Annotated in this window: 13 protein-coding genes, 2 pseudogenes and 1 riboswitch; of the genes and pseudogenes, 5 read left to right on the plus strand and 10 right to left on the minus strand. The window is 72.4% G+C overall.

The window, feature by feature from the left end:
- Positions 1–119: 119 nt before the first annotated feature.
- The 3 genes and pseudogenes from ABZS54_RS35675 to ABZS54_RS35685 all read right to left on the minus strand — a co-directional run bounded on the left by ABZS54_RS35675 (position 120) and on the right by ABZS54_RS35685 (position 5,589).
- Entirely contained in the window at positions 120–4,736 is a 4,617-nt protein-coding gene (locus tag ABZS54_RS35675) for a HEAT repeat domain-containing protein (protein WP_355545816.1), read from the minus strand.
- Positions 4,737–4,861: 125 nt separating this feature from the next.
- A pseudogene (locus tag ABZS54_RS35680) lies at positions 4,862–5,104 on the minus strand (carbohydrate-binding protein); the annotation flags it as partial.
- 32 nt (positions 5,105–5,136) lie between these two features.
- Positions 5,137–5,589, minus strand: coding sequence for a (2Fe-2S) ferredoxin domain-containing protein (locus ABZS54_RS35685; RefSeq protein WP_355545818.1), 453 nt, complete (start codon positions 5,587–5,589; stop codon positions 5,137–5,139).
- A gap of 134 nt (positions 5,590–5,723) precedes the next feature.
- A riboswitch (cobalamin riboswitch) is annotated at positions 5,724–5,880 on the minus strand.
- Between the two features lie 226 nt (positions 5,881–6,106).
- Between ABZS54_RS35685 and ABZS54_RS35690 the strand changes: the two genes are divergently transcribed.
- Together ABZS54_RS35690 and ABZS54_RS35695 are read left to right on the plus strand one after the other, a co-directional pair.
- Positions 6,107–6,850, plus strand: a complete 744-nt coding sequence (locus ABZS54_RS35690; protein WP_355545820.1) for a GntR family transcriptional regulator — start codon at positions 6,107–6,109, stop codon at positions 6,848–6,850.
- 99 nt (positions 6,851–6,949) lie between these two features.
- A complete protein-coding gene (locus ABZS54_RS35695; RefSeq protein WP_355545822.1) occupies positions 6,950–8,113 on the plus strand; it encodes an ROK family protein in 1,164 nt (387 codons plus the stop codon).
- A gap of 175 nt (positions 8,114–8,288) precedes the next feature.
- On the opposite strand, the gene ABZS54_RS35700 is transcribed toward ABZS54_RS35695, so the two are convergent.
- Positions 8,289–8,963, minus strand: coding sequence for an NAD(P)H-binding protein (locus tag ABZS54_RS35700; protein WP_355545824.1), 675 nt, complete (start codon positions 8,961–8,963; stop codon positions 8,289–8,291).
- Positions 8,964–9,064: 101 nt separating this feature from the next.
- Here ABZS54_RS35700 and ABZS54_RS35705 point away from each other — a divergent pair, with 101 nt between their 5' ends.
- Complete coding sequence (locus ABZS54_RS35705) at positions 9,065–9,454, plus strand: helix-turn-helix domain-containing protein (protein ID WP_355545826.1); 390 nt, start codon at positions 9,065–9,067, stop codon at positions 9,452–9,454.
- A gap of 81 nt (positions 9,455–9,535) precedes the next feature.
- Here the strand turns inward: ABZS54_RS35705 and ABZS54_RS35710 are convergent, their stop codons facing one another.
- The 6 genes from ABZS54_RS35710 to ABZS54_RS35735 form a co-directional block, all read right to left on the minus strand.
- Entirely contained in the window at positions 9,536–10,585 is a 1,050-nt protein-coding gene (locus ABZS54_RS35710; protein ID WP_355545828.1) for an SIS domain-containing protein, read from the minus strand.
- Between the two features lie 541 nt (positions 10,586–11,126).
- Positions 11,127–12,206 (minus strand): hypothetical protein, encoded by a 1,080-nt coding sequence (locus tag ABZS54_RS35715; RefSeq protein WP_355545830.1) that lies wholly within the window; start codon positions 12,204–12,206, stop codon positions 11,127–11,129.
- Between the two features lie 746 nt (positions 12,207–12,952).
- A complete protein-coding gene (locus tag ABZS54_RS35720; protein ID WP_355545832.1) occupies positions 12,953–14,194 on the minus strand; it encodes an ABC transporter permease in 1,242 nt (413 codons plus the stop codon).
- A complete protein-coding gene (locus ABZS54_RS35725) occupies positions 14,191–14,964 on the minus strand; it encodes an ABC transporter ATP-binding protein (protein ID WP_355545834.1) in 774 nt (257 codons plus the stop codon). The genes ABZS54_RS35720 and ABZS54_RS35725 overlap by 4 nt, the downstream gene beginning before the upstream one ends.
- The gene (locus tag ABZS54_RS35730; RefSeq protein WP_355545836.1) at positions 14,961–16,298 is read right to left on the minus strand and encodes a peptidoglycan-binding protein; all 1,338 of its coding nucleotides are present in this window, start codon (positions 16,296–16,298) and stop codon (positions 14,961–14,963) included. Before ABZS54_RS35730 ends, ABZS54_RS35725 begins: the two co-directional genes overlap by 4 nt.
- Positions 16,299–16,308: 10 nt before the next feature.
- Positions 16,309–16,833 carry a hypothetical protein gene (locus tag ABZS54_RS35735; protein ID WP_355545838.1) on the minus strand — a complete coding sequence of 175 codons (525 nt, stop codon included), beginning with the start codon at positions 16,831–16,833 and terminating at the stop codon, positions 16,309–16,311.
- Positions 16,834–17,165: 332 nt separating this feature from the next.
- On the opposite strand from ABZS54_RS35735, the gene ABZS54_RS35740 reads away from it, so the two are divergent.
- Together ABZS54_RS35740 and ABZS54_RS35745 are read left to right on the plus strand one after the other, a co-directional pair.
- A complete protein-coding gene (locus tag ABZS54_RS35740) occupies positions 17,166–17,819 on the plus strand; it encodes a response regulator transcription factor (RefSeq protein WP_355545840.1) in 654 nt (217 codons plus the stop codon).
- A gap of 65 nt (positions 17,820–17,884) precedes the next feature.
- Positions 17,885–18,286 (plus strand): annotated as a pseudogene (locus tag ABZS54_RS35745) (hypothetical protein); the annotation flags it as partial.

Consider the following 18,286-nt stretch of genomic DNA (forward strand, 5'->3'; position numbering starts at 1 on the left):
CGCGCGGCCCCACCGGGGGCCCGCCCCCCCCCCCAACCCCCACCACCACCGAGCCGGGGGCCCCCGGCGGGGGGGGGCCCCCCCTATCGACGTGGGCTGCCGGCTCGTCTCCACGGAGGTCACCTCGGGGCGGCCTCGATCCGGTCGCGGAGTTCGATGTAGCGGGCGCGGCGGTCCGGGCGGGCGTGCGCGGCCGCCTTGCGCAGTGTGGGCAGCGCGGGCACGCCGATCCGGGCCAGTCCCTCGGCGGCGGCCTCGCGAAGCACCGGGTCGGCGTCTGCGAACAGGGTGACCAAGGTCGGGACTGCGGGCTCCCAGCCGGCACGGGACAGGGTGCGAATCGCCCCTCGGACGACGTCCCGACGCGCGTCGTCGAGCAGCTTCTCGGTGTGCCGCAGATATTCGGCACGCTCCAGGACGCGGCGCGAGATGCGATGGGCGTGCAGCCGCACCCTCGGATCCCGATGACTCAGCAACTCGACTACAAGTTGCCGCACTTCGGCGCTACCGCCGTGCTCGTCGGCAAGTCGGGACAGGGCTCGGCGGGCCTGCTCGGGGGCATCGCCGCGGGCGATGGCGATCAGTTCGTCGCGCGTGGGGTGTTCGGCGCCGACGGGCACCGAACGCATGCGCAGTGCGATCAGCGCCGTGCCGTTGCGGCCGATGGCATCGGCGTGCAGGAGCAGTCCGTCGGTCAGGGTCAGCCGGTCGGCGAGCGCGCCGCGTCCCTCGACCCGCAACCGGCGCACCACCTCGGTCAGTTCCGGAGTGCGCCGCATCGACCGATCGAGCAACAGGTCGAGGCAGCCCCAGCGCCCCTCCTCCAGCCGGGTGCGCAGCGCCTCGGCGAGGGCGTCGCCGGAGAGTCCTCGGGTGGCGGCGAACACCTGGGCCCTGGTCGCCGGTGTGCCGTTCTCCCACCACGAGATCAGGTGCGGCGCCATGCGTTCCAGTTCCTCCGCCCGCAACATTGCGCAAAGACGCGCCGCGCGTTCGCGCCCGGCCTCGTCGTAGCCGTCGAAGTCGGCGATCCACAGCAGGCCGCGGGCAAGTTGAACCTGGCGCGGCAGGTCGAGCATGCCGCGCAGATGGGCGTCGAGGACCAGCCGCCGTACCTCCGGCTCGTCCCACCCGCTCAGCATCCGGGCCGCGGCGGTACGCCGGGCCCGTTCGGTCGCGGTGAGCAGTGCGAGCAGGCGCTCGCGTTGTGCGGTCGAGCGTGGTTGGTCCAGGTCGGCCGCCTCCGGAAGGCGGGTGGGCGCAGCCGTGCGGGCGGCCTGCTCGGCCAGGGTCCACGGCGGTGCGTCGATCGGTTGAAGCTCCGTCAGCCAGTCGAGCAGAAGTTCCCGGGTGTGCGGATCGGCGGTCGGAAAGGCGTCGATCAGCGCGGCGACGCGGGATCGGGAGTCGACGTCGACGGGATTGCCGGCCTCGGCGCGGAAAGCGGTGAACGCGCCGGGCGAGCCCACCGCATCGCCGAGCGCGGACTGCCATGCCACCAGGGCAGCGGCGGTACGGCCTGCCGCGGCGGGGTCGAGCGGCGAAGCGGAGGGCGCCGCCGCGTCGGGCCCGTCGGTGGACCGGGTGGCGGTCGCGGACGTCGCGGACGTCGACCCCGCCGCGGCCTTCGACGCGAACACCATCCGGAGCAGCGCGACTTCGGCTTCCCAGGGGTTCGGCCCCGCTTGTGCTCCGACCAGGGCCCGATCCACGTCGACGCGGGTGAGTACGGCTCCGCAGTTCCGCAACACGGCCAACGGCCGTGCGCCCGCGAAGGACTGTGCGGGCAGCGCGCGCACACGACCCGCGACGACGAAGGCGGCGACCTCGGACAGCGAACCCGCGATCGCTTCGAGAACCTTCTCCACCCCTTCCACGGCGCCGAGTTCGGCCGTGAGCACGTGGTGGGCATCCGCGAACACGGCACGCTCGGAGCGCGACCACGGCGCCGGGCAGACATCCACGACCAGGCGCAGTACGGCCGCCCGATCCACGGGCCGATCGTGGGCGACCGCGAGCAGTTGCGGCAACGCCGCGCGCATGGCCTTGCGTTGCGCGGCGCTCGGCTGTCCAGGCCGACCGGCCAAGCGCAGTACGGCCCGCGCGTCGTAGCCGGGGCGCTGCCGGTCGAGCGTGATCAGGTCGGCCCGGACCTCGGCGTCCTCCTGCGACGCCGGCGCCGGCGCCATCGCGATGTCGTACGCCGTGAACTCCGCAACCAGCTCCGTCGTCTCGCCGGAGCCCAGGTCCAGGTCGCCACACGCGAGAGCGGTAAGCAGCGGCCGGACGAGCGGCGAGTCGCGTCGGACCAGGGCTGCCACGGCCCGCGAGGACAACTCGCCGTCCAGGGCACCGAGAAGCAGACCGCGTTCGCACGCGTCCGTCACCCGCTCCGCCGCGGACAGCACACACGCGGCGTACCCCCTGCCCAGGATGGTGCGAAGCGCGGCTTTCAGCGACTCGCGCAGACCCGGGTTGTCGTGCCGGCCGAGCAGGCCGAGCAGCGCCGGGACCTGGGCCGGTGTGCCCGCGTCGAGCAGCGCCCGCGCCGCCGTTTTGCGGATGTTCATCACCGGGTGCTCCAGGCATGCCGCGATCGCGCCGCCGGCCCAATGGGCCCGCGCCCGGCCGAGCGCGTGCAGGGCCTGTCGCACCGTCTGCGGGTCGGCGGCCGAGGTGAGCGGGATCAGGCTCGCGGACAACGACCGCGCCGCGTCCGGGTCCGGGTCGCGCGCCAACAGCGCGATGGCGTGCTTGCGCACGTGCGGATCGCGGTGTCGGATCAGCCGGTGGATCCGCTGCTTGACGCCCAAGGCTCGGGTGCGGAGCAGGAGTTCGAGCAGGACGGCTGTTTCGGCGGCGGTGATTCCCACGCGGTCCAGCAGATCGAGTGTGATGTCGGTGAGCAGGGCCTCGCGTGCCGCCTTCGGGTCGGACGCGGTCGGCAGGCACACCGGGCGCAACGCGCCGCGTCGGTGCAGCCGTTCACCGAGGTCACCGACGGCCTCGATCACCTCGTCCGGCACGACCGGTTCGGTGGTCTCCTCGCCCCGGTTCGCCACGAGGTCACCGACCGACCGCAGCAGCAGGTCCGCGAGCACGGGAATGCTGCGCGCATCGCCGTTGCGGGCCAGCCGGCACAGTGCGTCGACCGGCCGGTCCGCGTCGAGATCCGCAGTGAGCAGGGCGAGTTCGTCCGGATCGGGGATACCGAGATCGCTCGCGATCCGTTTCGGCAGCTCCCGGCGGTCGAGCCGGGCCCGCAACTCCCGGCGGGCGTCCGGATCGTCGGTGAGGTGCCAGACGAGTTCCAGGGCCCGGTCCGCCACCGCCCGCAGGTGTGGCACGACCACGCCGTCGGGATCGTCCATGCCCAGCCCCACGCGCAGGGCCGCGACCGTGCGCGGACCACCCATCACCTCCAGTGTGCCCAGCGCCGCCCGAGGAGCCCTGGGCAGGGCGGCGAGCACCGCGCCCTCCGCGCCGTCCGCGTCCCGGTGGCGCAGTTCGCGCAGGACGGACAGGATCGGCTCGGGCCGCTCCGAGGCGGCCAGTCGCGCGGTGAGCACCTCGACGACCGGCAGGTCGGCTGCCCCCTGGGCGGCCGCCGCGTGCAGCAGGTCCAGGCATCGAGGCCAGTGCGGATCGTCCTCCGAAACGGCCGTCAGGACCCGCACAACCTCGTGCCGCACGGTGAACAACACGATCGCGAAGTCCGCGGCGGACACGCGGTAGTCCGCGAGCGCCATCTCGATCACCGCCGGCACGTCGTCGGGCCGGACGAAGTGACCGCGTCGATGCATTGCCCGCAGACAGGCGACGAACGGCACGGCGAACAGCAGCGGGTCCATGCGCGCAAGCGCCGACAGTGCGGCCGTATCGCCGCGTTCGGCGAACTCCCCGACCAGTTCCAGGGCGCGCCGCCGCCGACTCCCCGGCAATCGCGGATCCGCCGCGATCTCGCGCAGCAGCCCGGAGAGGCCGAACCGGGCCGCGGTCTCCACGGCCTCGGGGTACTCCGTCACCAGCCGCCGCAGCGCCGACTCCAGGCCCGCCGGCGCGTCCCCGGCGGCCCACGGTTCGGCCAACTGGGCCAGCGCTCCCGCGACCACCCGCGCCCCGCCGGCCGGCTCCAGCAGCTCGACCAACCGGCCGCGCGCCTGCTCGGGCCCCAGCAGCGCGCCGTACACCCCCTCGCGCAGTACCCGCAGCGCCCCCGCGCGCAGCACCGGATCGGGCCGGGCGACCAGCCCGCGCAGGTAGTCGTCGAGGTCGGCCGGCGCGTCGGCGTCGATCGAGCCGACCGCCCGGTACAGCTCCTCGCCCGACGGTTCGGCCCGCACGGTCGCCTCGGGTCGGCCGATGATCTCGGCTCGCAACCAGGCGATCCGAACCTTGGCCGGCCAGGCCGCCGACCGCCATTCCGGCACCGGGACGCGCAGTCGCGCGTACGCCTCGGCCAGTACCGCCGCCGTCTCGGCCGGCCCTGCCGGCACTTCGGACAGCAGGCTCGCCGACTCCGCGGTCGAGCCCTGATCGGGCCGCCCGGCGCGTTCCCGGAGCAATACGACTCCGAGGTGGCGCGGCGCCGGGTCCGGATGTCCGATCAACTGCCGCAGCACCGCGACCGGGCAGGGCGTCGTCCCGTCGAAGTAGGCGGAGAGCCGGTCCACGTCGCCCCGGCGCACGGCGTCCGTCACGGCGTCCGTCACGGCGGCATGGTCGGAAGTCGTCATCGCTCGATCCTAGGCAGGCCGCCGAATCGGCACGAGCGAGTATTCGGCGGTGGGGGTCGACACGCGCCGGTGGTCCGGGATTCCGGCGGTCCCGCTCACCGGGTACCGGTCCCGCTGCGGTCCGGTCAGCAGGCGCCCAGGTCCTGCCAGACGCCCCATTGGCCGGTCGTACCCGGCTCCTCGCCCTGGGTCCACCACTTCGCTTTCCACGGGTGACCCTTGTGCGACACGGTGTTGTTCGCGACGTAGATCGCGGCGCGGTCCCACGCCGTCGTGGTGCACGTGCTCGGCGGGACGGTGGTCGGCGGTGTCGTCGGCGGCGTCGTGGTGGTGGGCGGTGTGGCGCCCGCGAACCGAACGGAGACTTCGCGGTCGGGCAGGCTCCCGGCATGAGCCCTCGTCAGGATTCCAACCCCTGCCTGGCCTTGCGGTTCGGTGTGAATTCGTACAGGTCCAACAGCCCCGGGGCATCCGCGACCCCCGGGCCGCCCGCCGCCGCCCACGCCGCTATCTCGCCGGTCGCTTCCCGGTCGTTGACCGTCCCGAACCAGGTCGGCCGGCCGCCCGCCGCACGGCCCGTCGGCGAGGGCTGCACCACGATCACATTGCCGCGCTCGCACGGGCCCAGACAGTCGCCGAGCCGGACCGCGACCCGAGTGCCGGTCAGCGCCGCGCCCAACGCCGCCAATTGGCCCGCGTGATCGGCACCCGCGATCTTGGCCGTGCCGCAACAGCAGCCCCGGCACACGGTGATCGTGCACGCGGCCGAGTCGGCGGACCGCGTGGCGGATTGCGCCGCGCGATCACGACGAGCGGCACGCTGCGAGCGGTCCGAGCGGTCCGAGCGGGTCATGGGAACTCTCCTTCGCGAGTTCGATCCGGGGTCCCGACCGGGACGACGCGGCGGCGCCGGCCACGAACACGCGACCGACCCTCCCGCGAGGCTCCGGTGGGCCGCGCACGGACGGGCCGCGCACGGGCGAAGGCAGGTCTTCGGACTCGTGGGCACGCCGGCCCGTCCGGGCACCGACACCTACCGGCCGTCGCTTCCCGGACACCGTGCTCGGCGTCCAGTGCGTGATGACGGCTCTCGTTCCCACTCACCGCTGCGGGGCAGTTCCGGGCTCACACCGGATTCCCTCTTGCGACACGCGCCCCCGGCCGGGGCGGTGAACCATTCGCGCAGGTCAGCTTAGGCGCCTCCGGTCCGGGCGCGGTGATGTGAGCCAGGTCACCGGCAACTTGGACCGACTTGGTCTGGACCTTTCGCAGTCGGACGCGGTTATATTCAACCGTCTTTAGTAAACCGAGCATGCAATAAGTCCGCGCCGCGCAGGCGTCGGTCAGCCGAGGGGGCGTCCGTGGGCAACATGGCGACATTGCCGGACGAGGCGGTCCTCGGCGAGCCCAAGTACTGGCAACTGCGCACCTCGCTGCTGAAGGCGATCGAAGAGGACTTCAGCTCCGGCGACATCCTGCCCAACGAGCGCGACCTCGCGGCCCGCTTCGGCGTCGCCCGGGCCACCCTCCGGCACGCCCTCGAACAGCTCGAACTCGAAGGCCGCCTGGTCCGCAAGCGCGGCGCCGGCACTACGGTCGCCGGACCGCGCGTGGACGTCTCGCTCAGCGCCGACGGCGAGGGCTGGCCCGGCGTGGACCTGCGCGACCGCGAGGTGATCGACTGCGCCACCATGTCGGTGACCGACCACTTCGCGGACACCCTCAAGGGCCGCCCCTCGGCCCTGGTGCACCGGCTGCGCCGCCGGCAGTTCTCCATGCGCCAGGTGGTCGGCCTGGAATGCCTGTACGTCTCCCGCGCCGTCGTGCCCTCGCTGTCCACCCGCGTCCCGGGCTTCGAGCGCGCCTCGCTGATGCTGCGCCAACTGCGCGGGCACCGCCTGGAGGGCCGGCACCGCGCAGTCGAACTGGGCGTGGCCGAGGCCGAGGAGGCGCGCTACCTGGAGCGTCCGCCGGGTACGGCCGTGCTGATCGTGACGACGACGTACACCGCGCTCGGCCGGACCGCCGCGGTCACCGTGGCGACCTACCGCGCGGACACCTGCCGGCTGGCGTTCGCCGAGGCGGGGCCGACCGCGTTGCGGCCCGCGTCCTGATTCGACGCGAAACCTGGGTACCATCCGCGCCTGAGCGACGACGGGCGCGACGGCCCGGACGCACGTACCGCGCGCCGGCGCGATGAGAGGACAAGAGCTGTGGCACAGGCGACCGGCGGAGACTCCTCCGTGGTCCGGCGGATCAACTCCGCAGCGACCCTGCGCGCGTTGCGCGGTGGCCAGGTGTCGACCGTGACCGCGCTCATGGAGGCCACCGGTCTGTCCCGCCCCACCGTCGAGGGTGTCGTCGACGGTCTGCTCGCCGAGGGCCTGGTCGTGGAGACCGCCACCGCCGAGAGCGAGGACGGCAGTCGTCCGCGCGGTCGGCCGGCCCGACGCTTCCGCTTCCACGCCGAGGCCGGTCACCTGCTCGGCATCGACGTCGGCGTGCACCATGTCCGGGTCGTGCTCGCGGACCTCGCCGGCACGATCGTCGGCCGGGCCGCACGCACCGTGGAGGAGGACTGCGAGACCGAGGAACGCCTGGAGCGGGTGCGCAGCCTGGTCAGCGAGACCCTGCGCCGGGCCCAGGTCTCCCGGGGTTCGCTGTGGGGTGTGGGCGTGGGCACGCCCGGGATAGTGGATACCGAAGGCGTGGTCACGCTCTCCTCGGCGATGCCGGGCTGGACCGGCCTGGACCTCGGCGGCCGACTCGGCCGCTCGTTCAGCTGTCCGGTCCAGGTCGAGAACGACGCCAACCTGGCCGCGATCGGCGAACGCTGGAAGGGCGTCGCGGTCGGTTCCGACGACATCGTCTACGTGATGGCCGGCCTCAGCCCGGGCGCCGGCTCGTTCATCAACGGCCGCCTGCACCGCGGCTTCGGCGGCGCCGCCGGCGAGATCGGCGCGCTGCACCTGCTGGGCCGCCAGGTCACTCCGGAGAATCTGCTGTCCACCACCGGCACGCCGCTGCCGCCGCTGGACGAGGCGGCCGTCGGCGAGGTGTTCCGGCACGCGGCCGAGGGCGACCGGACCGCGACCGAGGCGGTGGACCGGTTCGTCCAGCGACTGATCCACGACGTCACCGCGCTGGTGCTGGCGCTGGACCCGGAGATCGTGGTGATCGGCGGCTGGGCGGCCGGCCTCGCGGACGCGGTCCCGCCGCTGACCACCGAGCTGCGCCGGTTGTGCCTGCGGATGCCGCGCGTCGAACTGTCCGCACTGGGCGCCGACGGCGTGGCCCTCGGCGCCGTACGGGTGGCCCTCGACCGGGTCGAACACCGCCTGTTCGCGGTCGAGCACACGGGCTCGGCCAGGGCATAGCGGCCCCTTTTCGCGCGTCGCTCGGTCAGGACGGGGGTCCGGCCGCCGTCCCGAGCGCCGCCCACGCGTGGTCAACAGCAGGTCGTCGATGCCTTCCCGAGGCCGCCCGTCCGTGGCGAGGAAGTGTTCGATGTGCTCGGCCACCCACGGATCGGGATGGTCCGAGACCTCGCGGTCATCGCCCGTCCTCGATCCCGACATGCACCCCACGCAGCTTCGGCGCGTCGATCTCGTCCAGCAGCGCGATCGCGAAGTCCGGGTAGGACACCCGGCTTTCCGCGTCGGCGGGTGCCGCGCGGTAGTAACCGGTACGGACGCCCTCGTGGTCGAAGTCGCCGGCGGGGCTCACCACGACCCACTCCGGCACGACACCCGAGGCGTCCCCGACGTCCGAGGCACCCGGCAGCCCAGCCGCGCGCAGCGCCGCGTTGCCCTCGGCATGCGCGAGGAAGAACGCCCGGTACTCCTGCGGGTAGCCCGGCGTATCCATCAACAACTCGCCGGACTCCACAGGCAGCACCGAGGCCAGGCCCACCCACACCAGCCGCCCGACACCCGCCCGGGCCAGCCCGTCCAGCAGCGCCCGCACCGCCCACACGAAGAAGTCCCCGACCGGCGCGGCCGGGTCGAACACCGCCGCGATCGCCGCGTCGTGCCCCGCCGCGAGTTGGGCCACCGCATCCGCGTCGGTCACGTCGCCCGCCCGTACCCGCACGTCCGGGCCGGCCAGATCCGGGTACTTCGCCGGGTCGCGCACCACCGCGGTGACCCGATGCCCCCGCCGCAGCGCCTCCGCGACGGCCGTGCGTCCGGTCCGACCACCTGCGCCGAAAACGATGATGTCGCTCATCGATCCACCCCGCTCGTCCGGGTCGGGCCTTTGCCCCGACCACCAGCACGCACGCTACCCAGGGCGGTGGTTACCTTCCGGATACCGGCTACGGTGGGCCCATGAGCGAGGCCATCGGAGAACCCCTGCGCGCGGACATGTTCGATCCGGTCTGCCCGTCGAACCTGTCCCCGATCCGTTTCGGCGACAAGTGGGCCGGGATGATCATCCGCTGCCTGGAGGGTGGTCCTCGGCGCTTCTCCGAACTTCGGGTGCCGATGCACGACGTCACCGCCAAGGTGCTCACCCAGTCGCTGCGCACGCTCGAACGCGACGGCCTGATCAGCCGCACCGCGCACGACACCCCGGTCCGCCGGGTGACCTACGACCTCACCCCGCTGGGTCGCAGCATGCTGGTCCCGATGGACGCCGCATGCGCGTGGATGGCGGCGAACTGGGACAAACTCCTCGACGCCCGCGAGGCATCCATCGGGCTGAATCAGACTGCCTGACCCGGCGCGCGTGAACCGGATCGCGTGGACCAGGGCGGGGCCGGCAGCGGCCCGGAGCGGCCCGGCCCGCGAGGGCCCGCGCTACCGCGTCTCGGTGACCTTCGCGAGTGCCCGAGGCGCGTCCGGGTCGCAGCCGCGTCCCAACGCGACCTCGCGCGCGAGCAGTTGCAGCGGCAGGATCTCCAGGATCGGCGACACCTCCTCGGCGTGCCCGGTCGGCAGCACGAAGCCCCGGCCGTATTCGGCCACCGCCTCGGCGGACCCGATCACGTACAGGTCCGCGCCTCGTTCGCGCAGCCGGTCGAGCACCGGACGCAGCGCCTGCCCGCCCGCGCCGTCCGGCGCCACCGCGAGCACCGGCCAGGCCCGGTCGACGATCGCGAGCGGGCCGTGCATCAGGTCCGCGCCGGAGAACGCCTGGGCACCGATATAGCTGGTTTCCATGATCTTCAGCGCCGCCTCGCGTGCGGTCGGATACCCGTAGCCGCGCGCGGTGACCACGAGCCGGTCGGCGAACCGGTAGCGCTCGGCGGGCGCCTCGATCTCGGCCTGCCGATCCAGGATCGCGCGCGCCGCCTCGGGCAGCGTGCGGGCGGCTTCGCCGGTACCGCCCCGGAGGTGGTCCACCAGCAGGAACAGGGTGAGCAGCTCGGCGGTGTAGGTCTTGGTCGCGGGCAGCGCGAGCTCGGGACCGGCGAGCACGTCCAGGTGCAGATCGGACTCGCGGGCCAACACGGAATCGGCGTTGTTGGTCACCGCAAGGGTGAGTGCCCCGTCCGCGCGGGCCTGTCGGGCCGAGGCGATCAGGTCCGGTGAACCGCCGGACTGACTCACCGTTACCACCAGGCAGCCGGCCAGGCGTTGCCGGGCGCGGTAGGCGGTCGTGGTGGACATCGAGGTGAGGCCGGCGGGCAGACCGAGCAGTACCTCGGTGAGGTAGCGCGCGTACAGCCCGGCGTTGTCCGAGGTCCCCCGCCCGGTGAACAGCACGAACCTCGGGTCTCGCGCCCGGATTTCCGCGGCGACGGCACGGATCGGGTCGAGCCCCTCGGTCAGGATCCGAGCCAACCCTTCGGGCTGGGCCGCGATCTCACCGGCCATCACCGACCCGGGCACGGGGGAAGCGGGCATGGGGTGATACCTCCGACTGCGACGAAGCGGAGCACGAAGTGGTGGACCCGACGTGCCTCGAACACCCCGGAACAGCGTCCGGCGCGGTGCCCCGAAGGTATCCACCACGCCGAACGCCATGCAATATTGGTCTAGACCGCTGCTTGTTGGGCCGCTTCGTCGCCGGCTCGCGAGGCACCGCTTCTCTGCTCCCCGCTTCGCTCCTCCGCAGAAAAGCGGCCCCTCGCTCGGAGCCGTGTGCCCCTCCGCTTCGCTCCGGGTCACCCGGCCCACACTTGCGGCTCCGCCGCTCTCCGCGCTGCGCGCGTCGATCACCGGGGTGGGCCGAGGCCGTGGGCGCTGACGCGCCTGGGGCGGGTCGCCGTCGGGGGAGTCGCATCGAGGGCCGTGACCGGGTCGGGTGCCGATGCGCGGGCGCGGCCGGGGCGGTGAGCCCGGCTTGGGCGTTGATGTGGTGGGCTGCGGAATCAAGGTGGGCCGCGTCGGGCTCGTGAGGCCTCGGCCTTCGCGCCCGTCGCAACGGGTGGCGCCATCCGCCGAATCAGGCGTTCTCGCGTGCCCGCCCACGAACGACCTCGGTGTCGGCCTCCGTCGCCGGGGCGTCGAACTCGCCCGCACCGCTCGTCGGTACCGCCTCCGACCCGCGCCGCGCACCCCGCAACCCCCGCGCCCACTCACCCGGCATCGCGCCCAGCGCCCGCACCCGCGCCCGCGGCACGGCGGTCAACGCCCCGAGTCGCGCCCGAGGAGCGTCGGTCCAGGCCAACCACCCCGGCCGAGTACGTTCGGCAAGCAGGCCCAGCACGATCGCCGCGCCCACCGCGATCAGGTGTTCGCGACCGGCCAGGTTGGGCAGGATGATCGATTCCAGGACCATCGAGCCGCCGGTGATGGTGAAGAGTATGGGCGCGCGGTGAATGATCGAGAGGTACGTGAACAGGCCCACCACCGCCGCCGACGGACCCGTGTCCAGCACATGCGCGGCCGACGAGGGCAGGCCGAGTGTGTGGTCCGGGCCGATCGCGATCATGATCCGGGCGGCCATCGTGCCCGCGAGGGTGGTCACATAGGCGACCACGAGCGTGCGGCCCGCGCCCAGCGACAGCTGGGCGATGGCGAACGCGAGGAACAACTGCGTGATGCCCGCCCAGACCGGCAGGTTCAATGCGGGCACGAACAGCGACACCGGGGTCCGGAGCAGCGCGAGCCACAGCGGCAGGTCGGCGCTGACGCCACCGACGAGGCGGACCACGGTCTTGCCGGCCGGGGTCTGCCCGATCGCGTGGAAGAAGATCACTGCGGAGCTGGCCACGACCGCGAGCGCGAGCCCCTTGCCGCGGCTGCGCCACAGTTGGCGAACGGGGTTCGCGACGATGCCGCGCCACTCGCCGCACAGGGTCCGCCACAGGAAGAGCAGCAGGTGCCAGGGGGCGGACCACAACCGGCCACGCCAGTCGCGTCGTGCGGCCTTCGCGTTGTCGCCGTCCGGAGCGTGCACAGCGTGAGCCGTCCCGGCCTGGGCTGCGTCCGGCACCCAGGCCCGCGTGAGCGTGCCGGTCGGGGCCGATCCACCGACGATGCCGTCGCCGTCGTCCCGGCAATCGTCGAGAACGCGCAACACTGCTGATCAACCCCCAACGACTCGTCGAGTCCGACGGCCACGGACCCGGCCGGTGGCGATGTGGGATTCACCACGCCCTGCCCTCAGCTGCGCCATCGTAAAACGAGGACACGACACACCGGTCGGTGAATTGACGCTGGGCGGACGCTCCGCGGTTGCGACATGTTCCGGTCGGCCGGGCGATGCGGGGGTGGTGAACCGCATTCCGCCCCAAAGATTACCGACTGCGGGCGCCGACCATCGTCAACCCAATCGATGACTTCACCATGTCCGCGTCATCATCTGGTCGTACGAAGCGCCTCCCCTCACACACCGACCTGCACCGATGCCGATCGCGTGGCGCGGATGCCGGCTCGACTCGACCACGCCGGACGCCGATTGGCCGGAAATACGTGGTGCGCGGCGGGCAACCGAACGTCGGACGCAGCGAAGCCGCCCGATCGCGGATGGTGAATCCACGAGCGGGCGGCCCAGCCGAGGGATCGACGCCTCGGGCCGAGGGCGGTAGGCGGTCGTACCGAATCGAGCCGGCACCGAACGCCACCGAACAGGATCGAAACGGACCGGTTCGAGCCGCACGCGAGGCGAATCAATCCGGACTCGGGCCGAGTCGACACCGGGCGGAAACCGAATCAGTGTCAAATCTTGCCCAGTCGGTGCCCAGGTTTTGCCCAGGTTCCCCACAAACAACCTGCGGACCCGGCCCTCTCACCCCGGTTGCCCCGACCGATCCCTGCCGTGCGTCCTCAGCCGGAGCTGAGTGCCTCGGTCGGTGGCAGCCGTGCCGCTCGGCCGGCCGGGTAGAGGCCGGCGAGTGCGCCGATGGCGACCGATGCCGCGACGCCGCCCAGGATGGCCGGCCACGGCAGCACCAGGGGCCAGCCCTGGGCATGGGCGTACCCGCTGGTCACGATCAGCCCGAGCACCACGCCGGCCACGCCGCCCAGGCCGGAGAGGGTGACCGCCTCGGTGAGGAATTGGAGGCGGATCTGGCCGCGTCCGGCGCCCAGGGCCCGGCGCAGGCCGATCTCTTGGCGGCGTTCGAGCACGGAGATGACCATCGTGTTGGCGACCCCGACCCCGCCCACCAGAAGCGCGACCGCGCCCAGGCCGACGAACAGTCCGGTGAAGGTGTTCTTGGCGGCGAGTTGTGCCTCCAACGCGTCGGAGGGTCGGCTGACCTTGACCCCGGCGGGGTCGGCCGGATTGGCGGTCGCGGCGAGGACATTGCGCACGTCGTTCACCGCGTTCTCGTCGGAGCGTTCGTAGATCCTGGTCGGGTGTCCGTCGAAGCCGAGCAGGTCCCGTGCCGCTGACCAGCCGACGAGTGCGGAGTGGTCCACCTCGGGTGCCAGCGGCACCGGGGCCAGGATGCCGATCACGGTGAACCACCGCTCCCCGATCCACACCTGCCGATTCGGCCCGTCGACCCCGAGCAGTTCCGCCGCCCGCGCGCCGAGCACGACCGTCGGATAGCGCGAGTTGGCCGCGTTGAACCACTGGCCCTTGTCCACCCGGCCGCCGATCGTGCCCAACAGGTCCTCGCGGGTCGCCGCGACGGTGATGCCCTTGGTCACCCGCGGATCGATCTGATCGGTGCGCCGTACGCTGCGGCCGTCCAGTTGAGCGGTGGCGCTGGCCGAGGTCACCGGGCCGATCCGGCGGACCATGTCCACCGCGTCCTCGGGCAGTGGCACCTTGCCGCCGAACATCGAGTCGCCGGGTCCGACCGAGAGCATGTTCGTGCCCAGGCTCCGGATCTGCTCCATCAGCCGGGCCTGGCTGGCCGTGCCGATGCCCAGCACCGCGACCATCGCGGCGATGCCGATCGCGATGCCCAGGCCGGACAGGATCGCGCGCATCGGCCGGCCGCGGACCCCGAGCAGGCCGACCCGCACCACGTCGGCCGGGCCCAGGCGCGCGGTGTCCGGCAGCGGCACCGGCGTCGGCCGGGCGGCGGCAAGGCTGTCCTGATCCGTTGCCGTCATCCGGGCACCCCCGCCGGTAGCGCACTGGACGCACCGCTGTCCGCGTGGATGCGGCCGTCCAGGATCTCCACCCGGCGCGGCAGCGACCGGGCGATTCCGGGGTCGTGTGTGATCACCACGATGGTGGTTCCGTCCGCGTGCAGTTCATGCAGCAGTCGCATCACCGTCGCCCCGGAGCGCGAATCCAGTGCTCCGGTCGGCTCGTCGGCCAGTACGAGCGCGGGTTTGGCGACCAGCGCGCGGGCGATCGCGACCCGTTGGCGCTCGCCGCCGGAGAGTTCGCGCGGGACGTGGTCGAGCCGACCGCCCAGGCCGACCCGGGCCAGCGCGTCGGCCGCGCGTTCACGCCGTTCGCGTACCGGGATGCCGTGGTAGTAGAGGCCGTTGGCCACGTTGTCCACGGCGGTGAAGTGTTCGGTGAGGAAGAACTGTTGGAACACGAATCCGATCCAGTTCGCCCGCACGCCGGAGAGTTGACGGTCCTTCAGGCCGGCGATGTCGTGTCCGAGCAGCCGCACCACCCCCTCGGTCGGCCGATCCAGGGTGCCCATCAGTTGGAGCATGGTCGACTTCCCGGACCCGGACGGGCCGACCACCGCGAGGAGTTCGCCCGCCTCGACGGTCAGGTTCGCGTCGATCAGCGCGCGCACGCCGCCGGGGTGGGACCGGCCGACACCGTCGAGTTCGATCACGGGTGTCGAACCCGTCCCGCCGACATCGGGCGGCGCTGGTTCGGCCGTGTCGCGTGGCGTTCTGCGATGCCTCCTCATGCCTTGGGCACCCCGACCTTCAGGCCCTCGGTCACGCCGTCGCCGGTCACCTCGACCCGGCCGTTGGCGAACATCCCGAGTTTGACCTTCAGCAGCCGGGTGCCGCCGTCCGCCTCGATCGCCTCGACGCCGTAGCCGCCCTCGGTGAGCGCGAGGAGCGCGTTGACCGGGACGGTGAGCACCCCCTTCTTCTCCTTGCCGGTGAAGCCGACGGTGACCGGCGCGCCGTCCAGGGTGCCCGCGTCCTTGGGCTGGTCCAGGGCGATGTCGACCGGGATGGTGGCCTTGTCCCCACTGGGCGGCTGGCCCTGGGTCGGTTCGCCTTCCTTGGCCACCGTGCCGACCCGGGTGACGGTGCCGCCGGCGGTCTTGCCGCCGGGCAGGTTGACCTGGACCTTGGCGCCCGTGCTCGCCAGCGTCTGCTTGTTGACCGGCAGGTTGACGGTGACCCGACGACCGGTGCCGCTCGCCTTGAGCAGCGGCCCCTGCGAGGTCGAGCCGAGGACCGCGGTGACTTCGCCGACCCTTACCGAGTCGGGCAGCACGACCGCGTCGCCGGCATCGAACCGGCCGGTCTGCCTGTGGCCCATGTCCTTCTGCCACTTCTTCACCGCGGCGGCGGTCGTGTCGGTGAACTTCTCGTCCACAGTGAACCCGCCGTAGCCCAGGGCCTGCAGATTCTGTTCCAACTCGCGTACGTCCACGCCCTTTTCCACTCCGACGTACAGCGCCCGCCAGAACGGCGTCTCACCGTAGAACAGCGGCACCTTCGTCCCGTCACGGCCGTACACGCGATCACCGCGCGACAGCCTGTCGCCCACGCCCGGGAGCCATGTGATGGTCCCGGGACCCGCGTTGTTCCCGGCGTCCGGCGGCGAACCACCCTGGCTCCCGCCCGAACCTGCGGCGCCCGGTGCGGACCCGCCGCCCGGGCTCCGGCTCGGCCCCGGAGTGCCGCCGGCCTGCGGTTTGTTCGCGCCGTCGCCCGCCGGCGGGGTCTCCTTGTCCGGGCCCGGCGCAGCCGCGTTCACGGAGTAGTTGCCCGCGTATCCGAGCTTGCCGTCCACGTTCTGCCGGTCGACCAGGTCCGCCCGGGTCACCGGGACGGCGTCCAGCTTCGTGCGATTCGCGGAAGAACCGGAGCCGTCGCCGCCATCGGAGAGCAGTACGGCCGCCGCACCGCCCGCCGAGGCCAGCACCAGAGCGGCGGCCAGGGCCCGGCGGCGCCGGCGCCGCCGACGCTCGCGCGGGTACGCCGTACGGTCCGGTTCGGCCGGAGGCGGCGCGGGCTCCTCGTCGTACTCGTATTGCGGTGGGGTGTCGATCGAAACCACGAGCCCGCCCCTACTTCTTCTTGGTCAGCGGCGGAACCTTCTTGTTGCACAGCTCCATCGCCTTCATCGCCTTCTCGTCGTTCATGTCGAGAGTGACCGCCGCGCCGCCTGCGCCGCCGTCGCCCACGTTCACACCGTTCTCGCGCAGGCAGTCCGTGTGCTTGGCCTGCCACTCCTTGAACTTGGGGTCGTTCGGGTCGAAGTCGCTCTTCGGCTGAAACTTCTCGCACGCCTTCATCGCGGCCTCGGTCTGCGACGACCCCTCGTCCGCGGCCATCGCCCCCATCCGCATCGCACCGCCCTCGCCGGGCTCCGGGTCCGGCATGTCGACCCCGTGCTCACGCATACAACCCGCGAACTTGACCATCTGGTCACGGCGCTCGGCATCGTCACTCTTGCCCGAACCGGAACCGCCGCCGCTGCTCTCGGCCTTCGCGCCGCCGCTGCCGCCGCCCGAGGCCACCTTGCTCTTCGTCGAGCCGCCGTCGTCGCCGCAACCGGCCGTGGCCAAGGCGAGGCCACTCGCCAGAACCACCCCGACCGCCAACCTCAGCGCCAAGGGCCGCCCCGATTTCGTGCGCCCGAACCTCGTCATCACTGCCGCTCCCGCCTGTAGTCGTACCGTCGGTCGTGTGGTCGCCCCTCGCCCTGACGGCGAGGGGCGCGACGACAGGTCTACGCGGCGGCGGGTTACCGGGCCGTCTCCCGAATTGGTTATCCGGAGCTAACACGGGGTCGCGTATAACCGGTGGGGTTGGTTCGAAGTCTGCAAACCCGGACCATTCGCCTTTCGCCCCCACGCCTTCCCCGCCCAACCCCCCACGCCTTCCCCACCCTTCCCCTGGACCGAAGCGGAGCGACGAGACCTTGCGAGTCCTGGTGACCGAGGATGAGGAATTGCTGGCCGACCTGGTCGCCCGAGGGCTGCGCCGGGCGGCGATCGCCGTGGACGTCGCGTACGACGGCGACAGCGCGCTGGAGCGGCTCGCGGTCAACGACTACGACGTACTGATCCTGGACCGTGACCTGCCCGGCACGCATGGCGACGACGTCTGCCAGGCCGTCGTGGCCGGTCGCATGCGTACCCGGATCCTGATGCTGACCGCCGCCGGAACGGTCACCGAGCGGGTCGCGGGGCTGCGCCTGGGCGCGGACGACTATCTGCCCAAGCCGTTCGAGTTCGCCGAACTGCTGGCCCGCGTGCAGGCCCTGGGTCGGCGGGCCACGCCGGCCGTACCGCCGGTGCTGGAGAAGCACGGCATCGTGCTGGACAGCGCCCGACGTCAGGTCACCCGGAACGGCGAGTACATCCGGCTCGCACACAAGGAGTTCGCAGTGCTCGCGACGCTGATGGCGGCCGACGGCGCGGTGGTCAGCGCCGAGGAATTGCTGGAGCGCGTGTGGGACGAGAACATCGACCCGTTCTCCAACACCGTGCGGGTGACCATGTCCAAGCTGCGCGCCAAGCTCGGCGACCCGCAGGTCATCCGGACCGTGCCGGGCTCGGGATACGTGATATGAGCAGACTGCGCAGACGCGGTGGAAGCGGCGCGAGAGGATCCCGGACGAGCGGCCCGGTCGCAGACGTGCGGCTGCTCTCCCGGGCGCTGTTTCGCCGGCCGTCGGCGCGGGCCCGACTCGCGCTGATGTACGGCGGCATGTCACTCGTGGTCGGCACGGTGCTGCTGGGCATCGTGTACTGGTTCGTCGACCAGCGGCTGTCCCAGCGGTTGCCGATCGCGCTGGCGAAGACGCTGGCGACGGATACGTCGTTCGCATACCCATACAACGGCTGCGGCCCGCTGTACGTGGGCCGGGCCCAGCCCGCAGAGCCGCTACCGGGTACGCAGGCCCAGACCACCACAATCCCCGCGGACGCGATCCGGCGGGTCACCGACGCCGGCCAGGACGTGACGATGAGTCAACTGCTGACCGTGCTCATCGCGGCGCTGCTGCTGCTGGCCGCGACCTCGATCCTGGTCGGCTGG

The sequence above is a fragment of the Embleya sp. NPDC005575 genome, from assembly GCF_040605455.1.
Classification (GTDB): domain Bacteria; phylum Actinomycetota; class Actinomycetes; order Streptomycetales; family Streptomycetaceae; genus Embleya.

Coding starts and splice junctions, on each gene's coding strand:
- ABZS54_RS35725 (WP_355545834.1), bottom strand. CDS start 14,964: ATGAGGAGGCATCGCAGAACGCCACGCGACACGGCCGAACCAGCGCCG.
- ABZS54_RS35690 (WP_355545820.1), top strand. CDS start 6,107: ATGGCGACATTGCCGGACGAGGCGGTCCTCGGCGAGCCCAAGTACTGG.
- ABZS54_RS35705 (WP_355545826.1), top strand. CDS start 9,065: ATGAGCGAGGCCATCGGAGAACCCCTGCGCGCGGACATGTTCGATCCG.
- ABZS54_RS35710 (WP_355545828.1), bottom strand. CDS start 10,585: ATGCCCGCTTCCCCCGTGCCCGGGTCGGTGATGGCCGGTGAGATCGCG.
- ABZS54_RS35675 (WP_355545816.1), bottom strand. CDS start 4,736: ATGACGACTTCCGACCATGCCGCCGTGACGGACGCCGTGACGGACGCC.
- ABZS54_RS35700 (WP_355545824.1), bottom strand. CDS start 8,963: ATGAGCGACATCATCGTTTTCGGCGCAGGTGGTCGGACCGGACGCACG.
- ABZS54_RS35685 (WP_355545818.1), bottom strand. CDS start 5,589: ATGACCCGCTCGGACCGCTCGGACCGCTCGCAGCGTGCCGCTCGTCGT.
- ABZS54_RS35720 (WP_355545832.1), bottom strand. CDS start 14,194: ATGACGGCAACGGATCAGGACAGCCTTGCCGCCGCCCGGCCGACGCCG.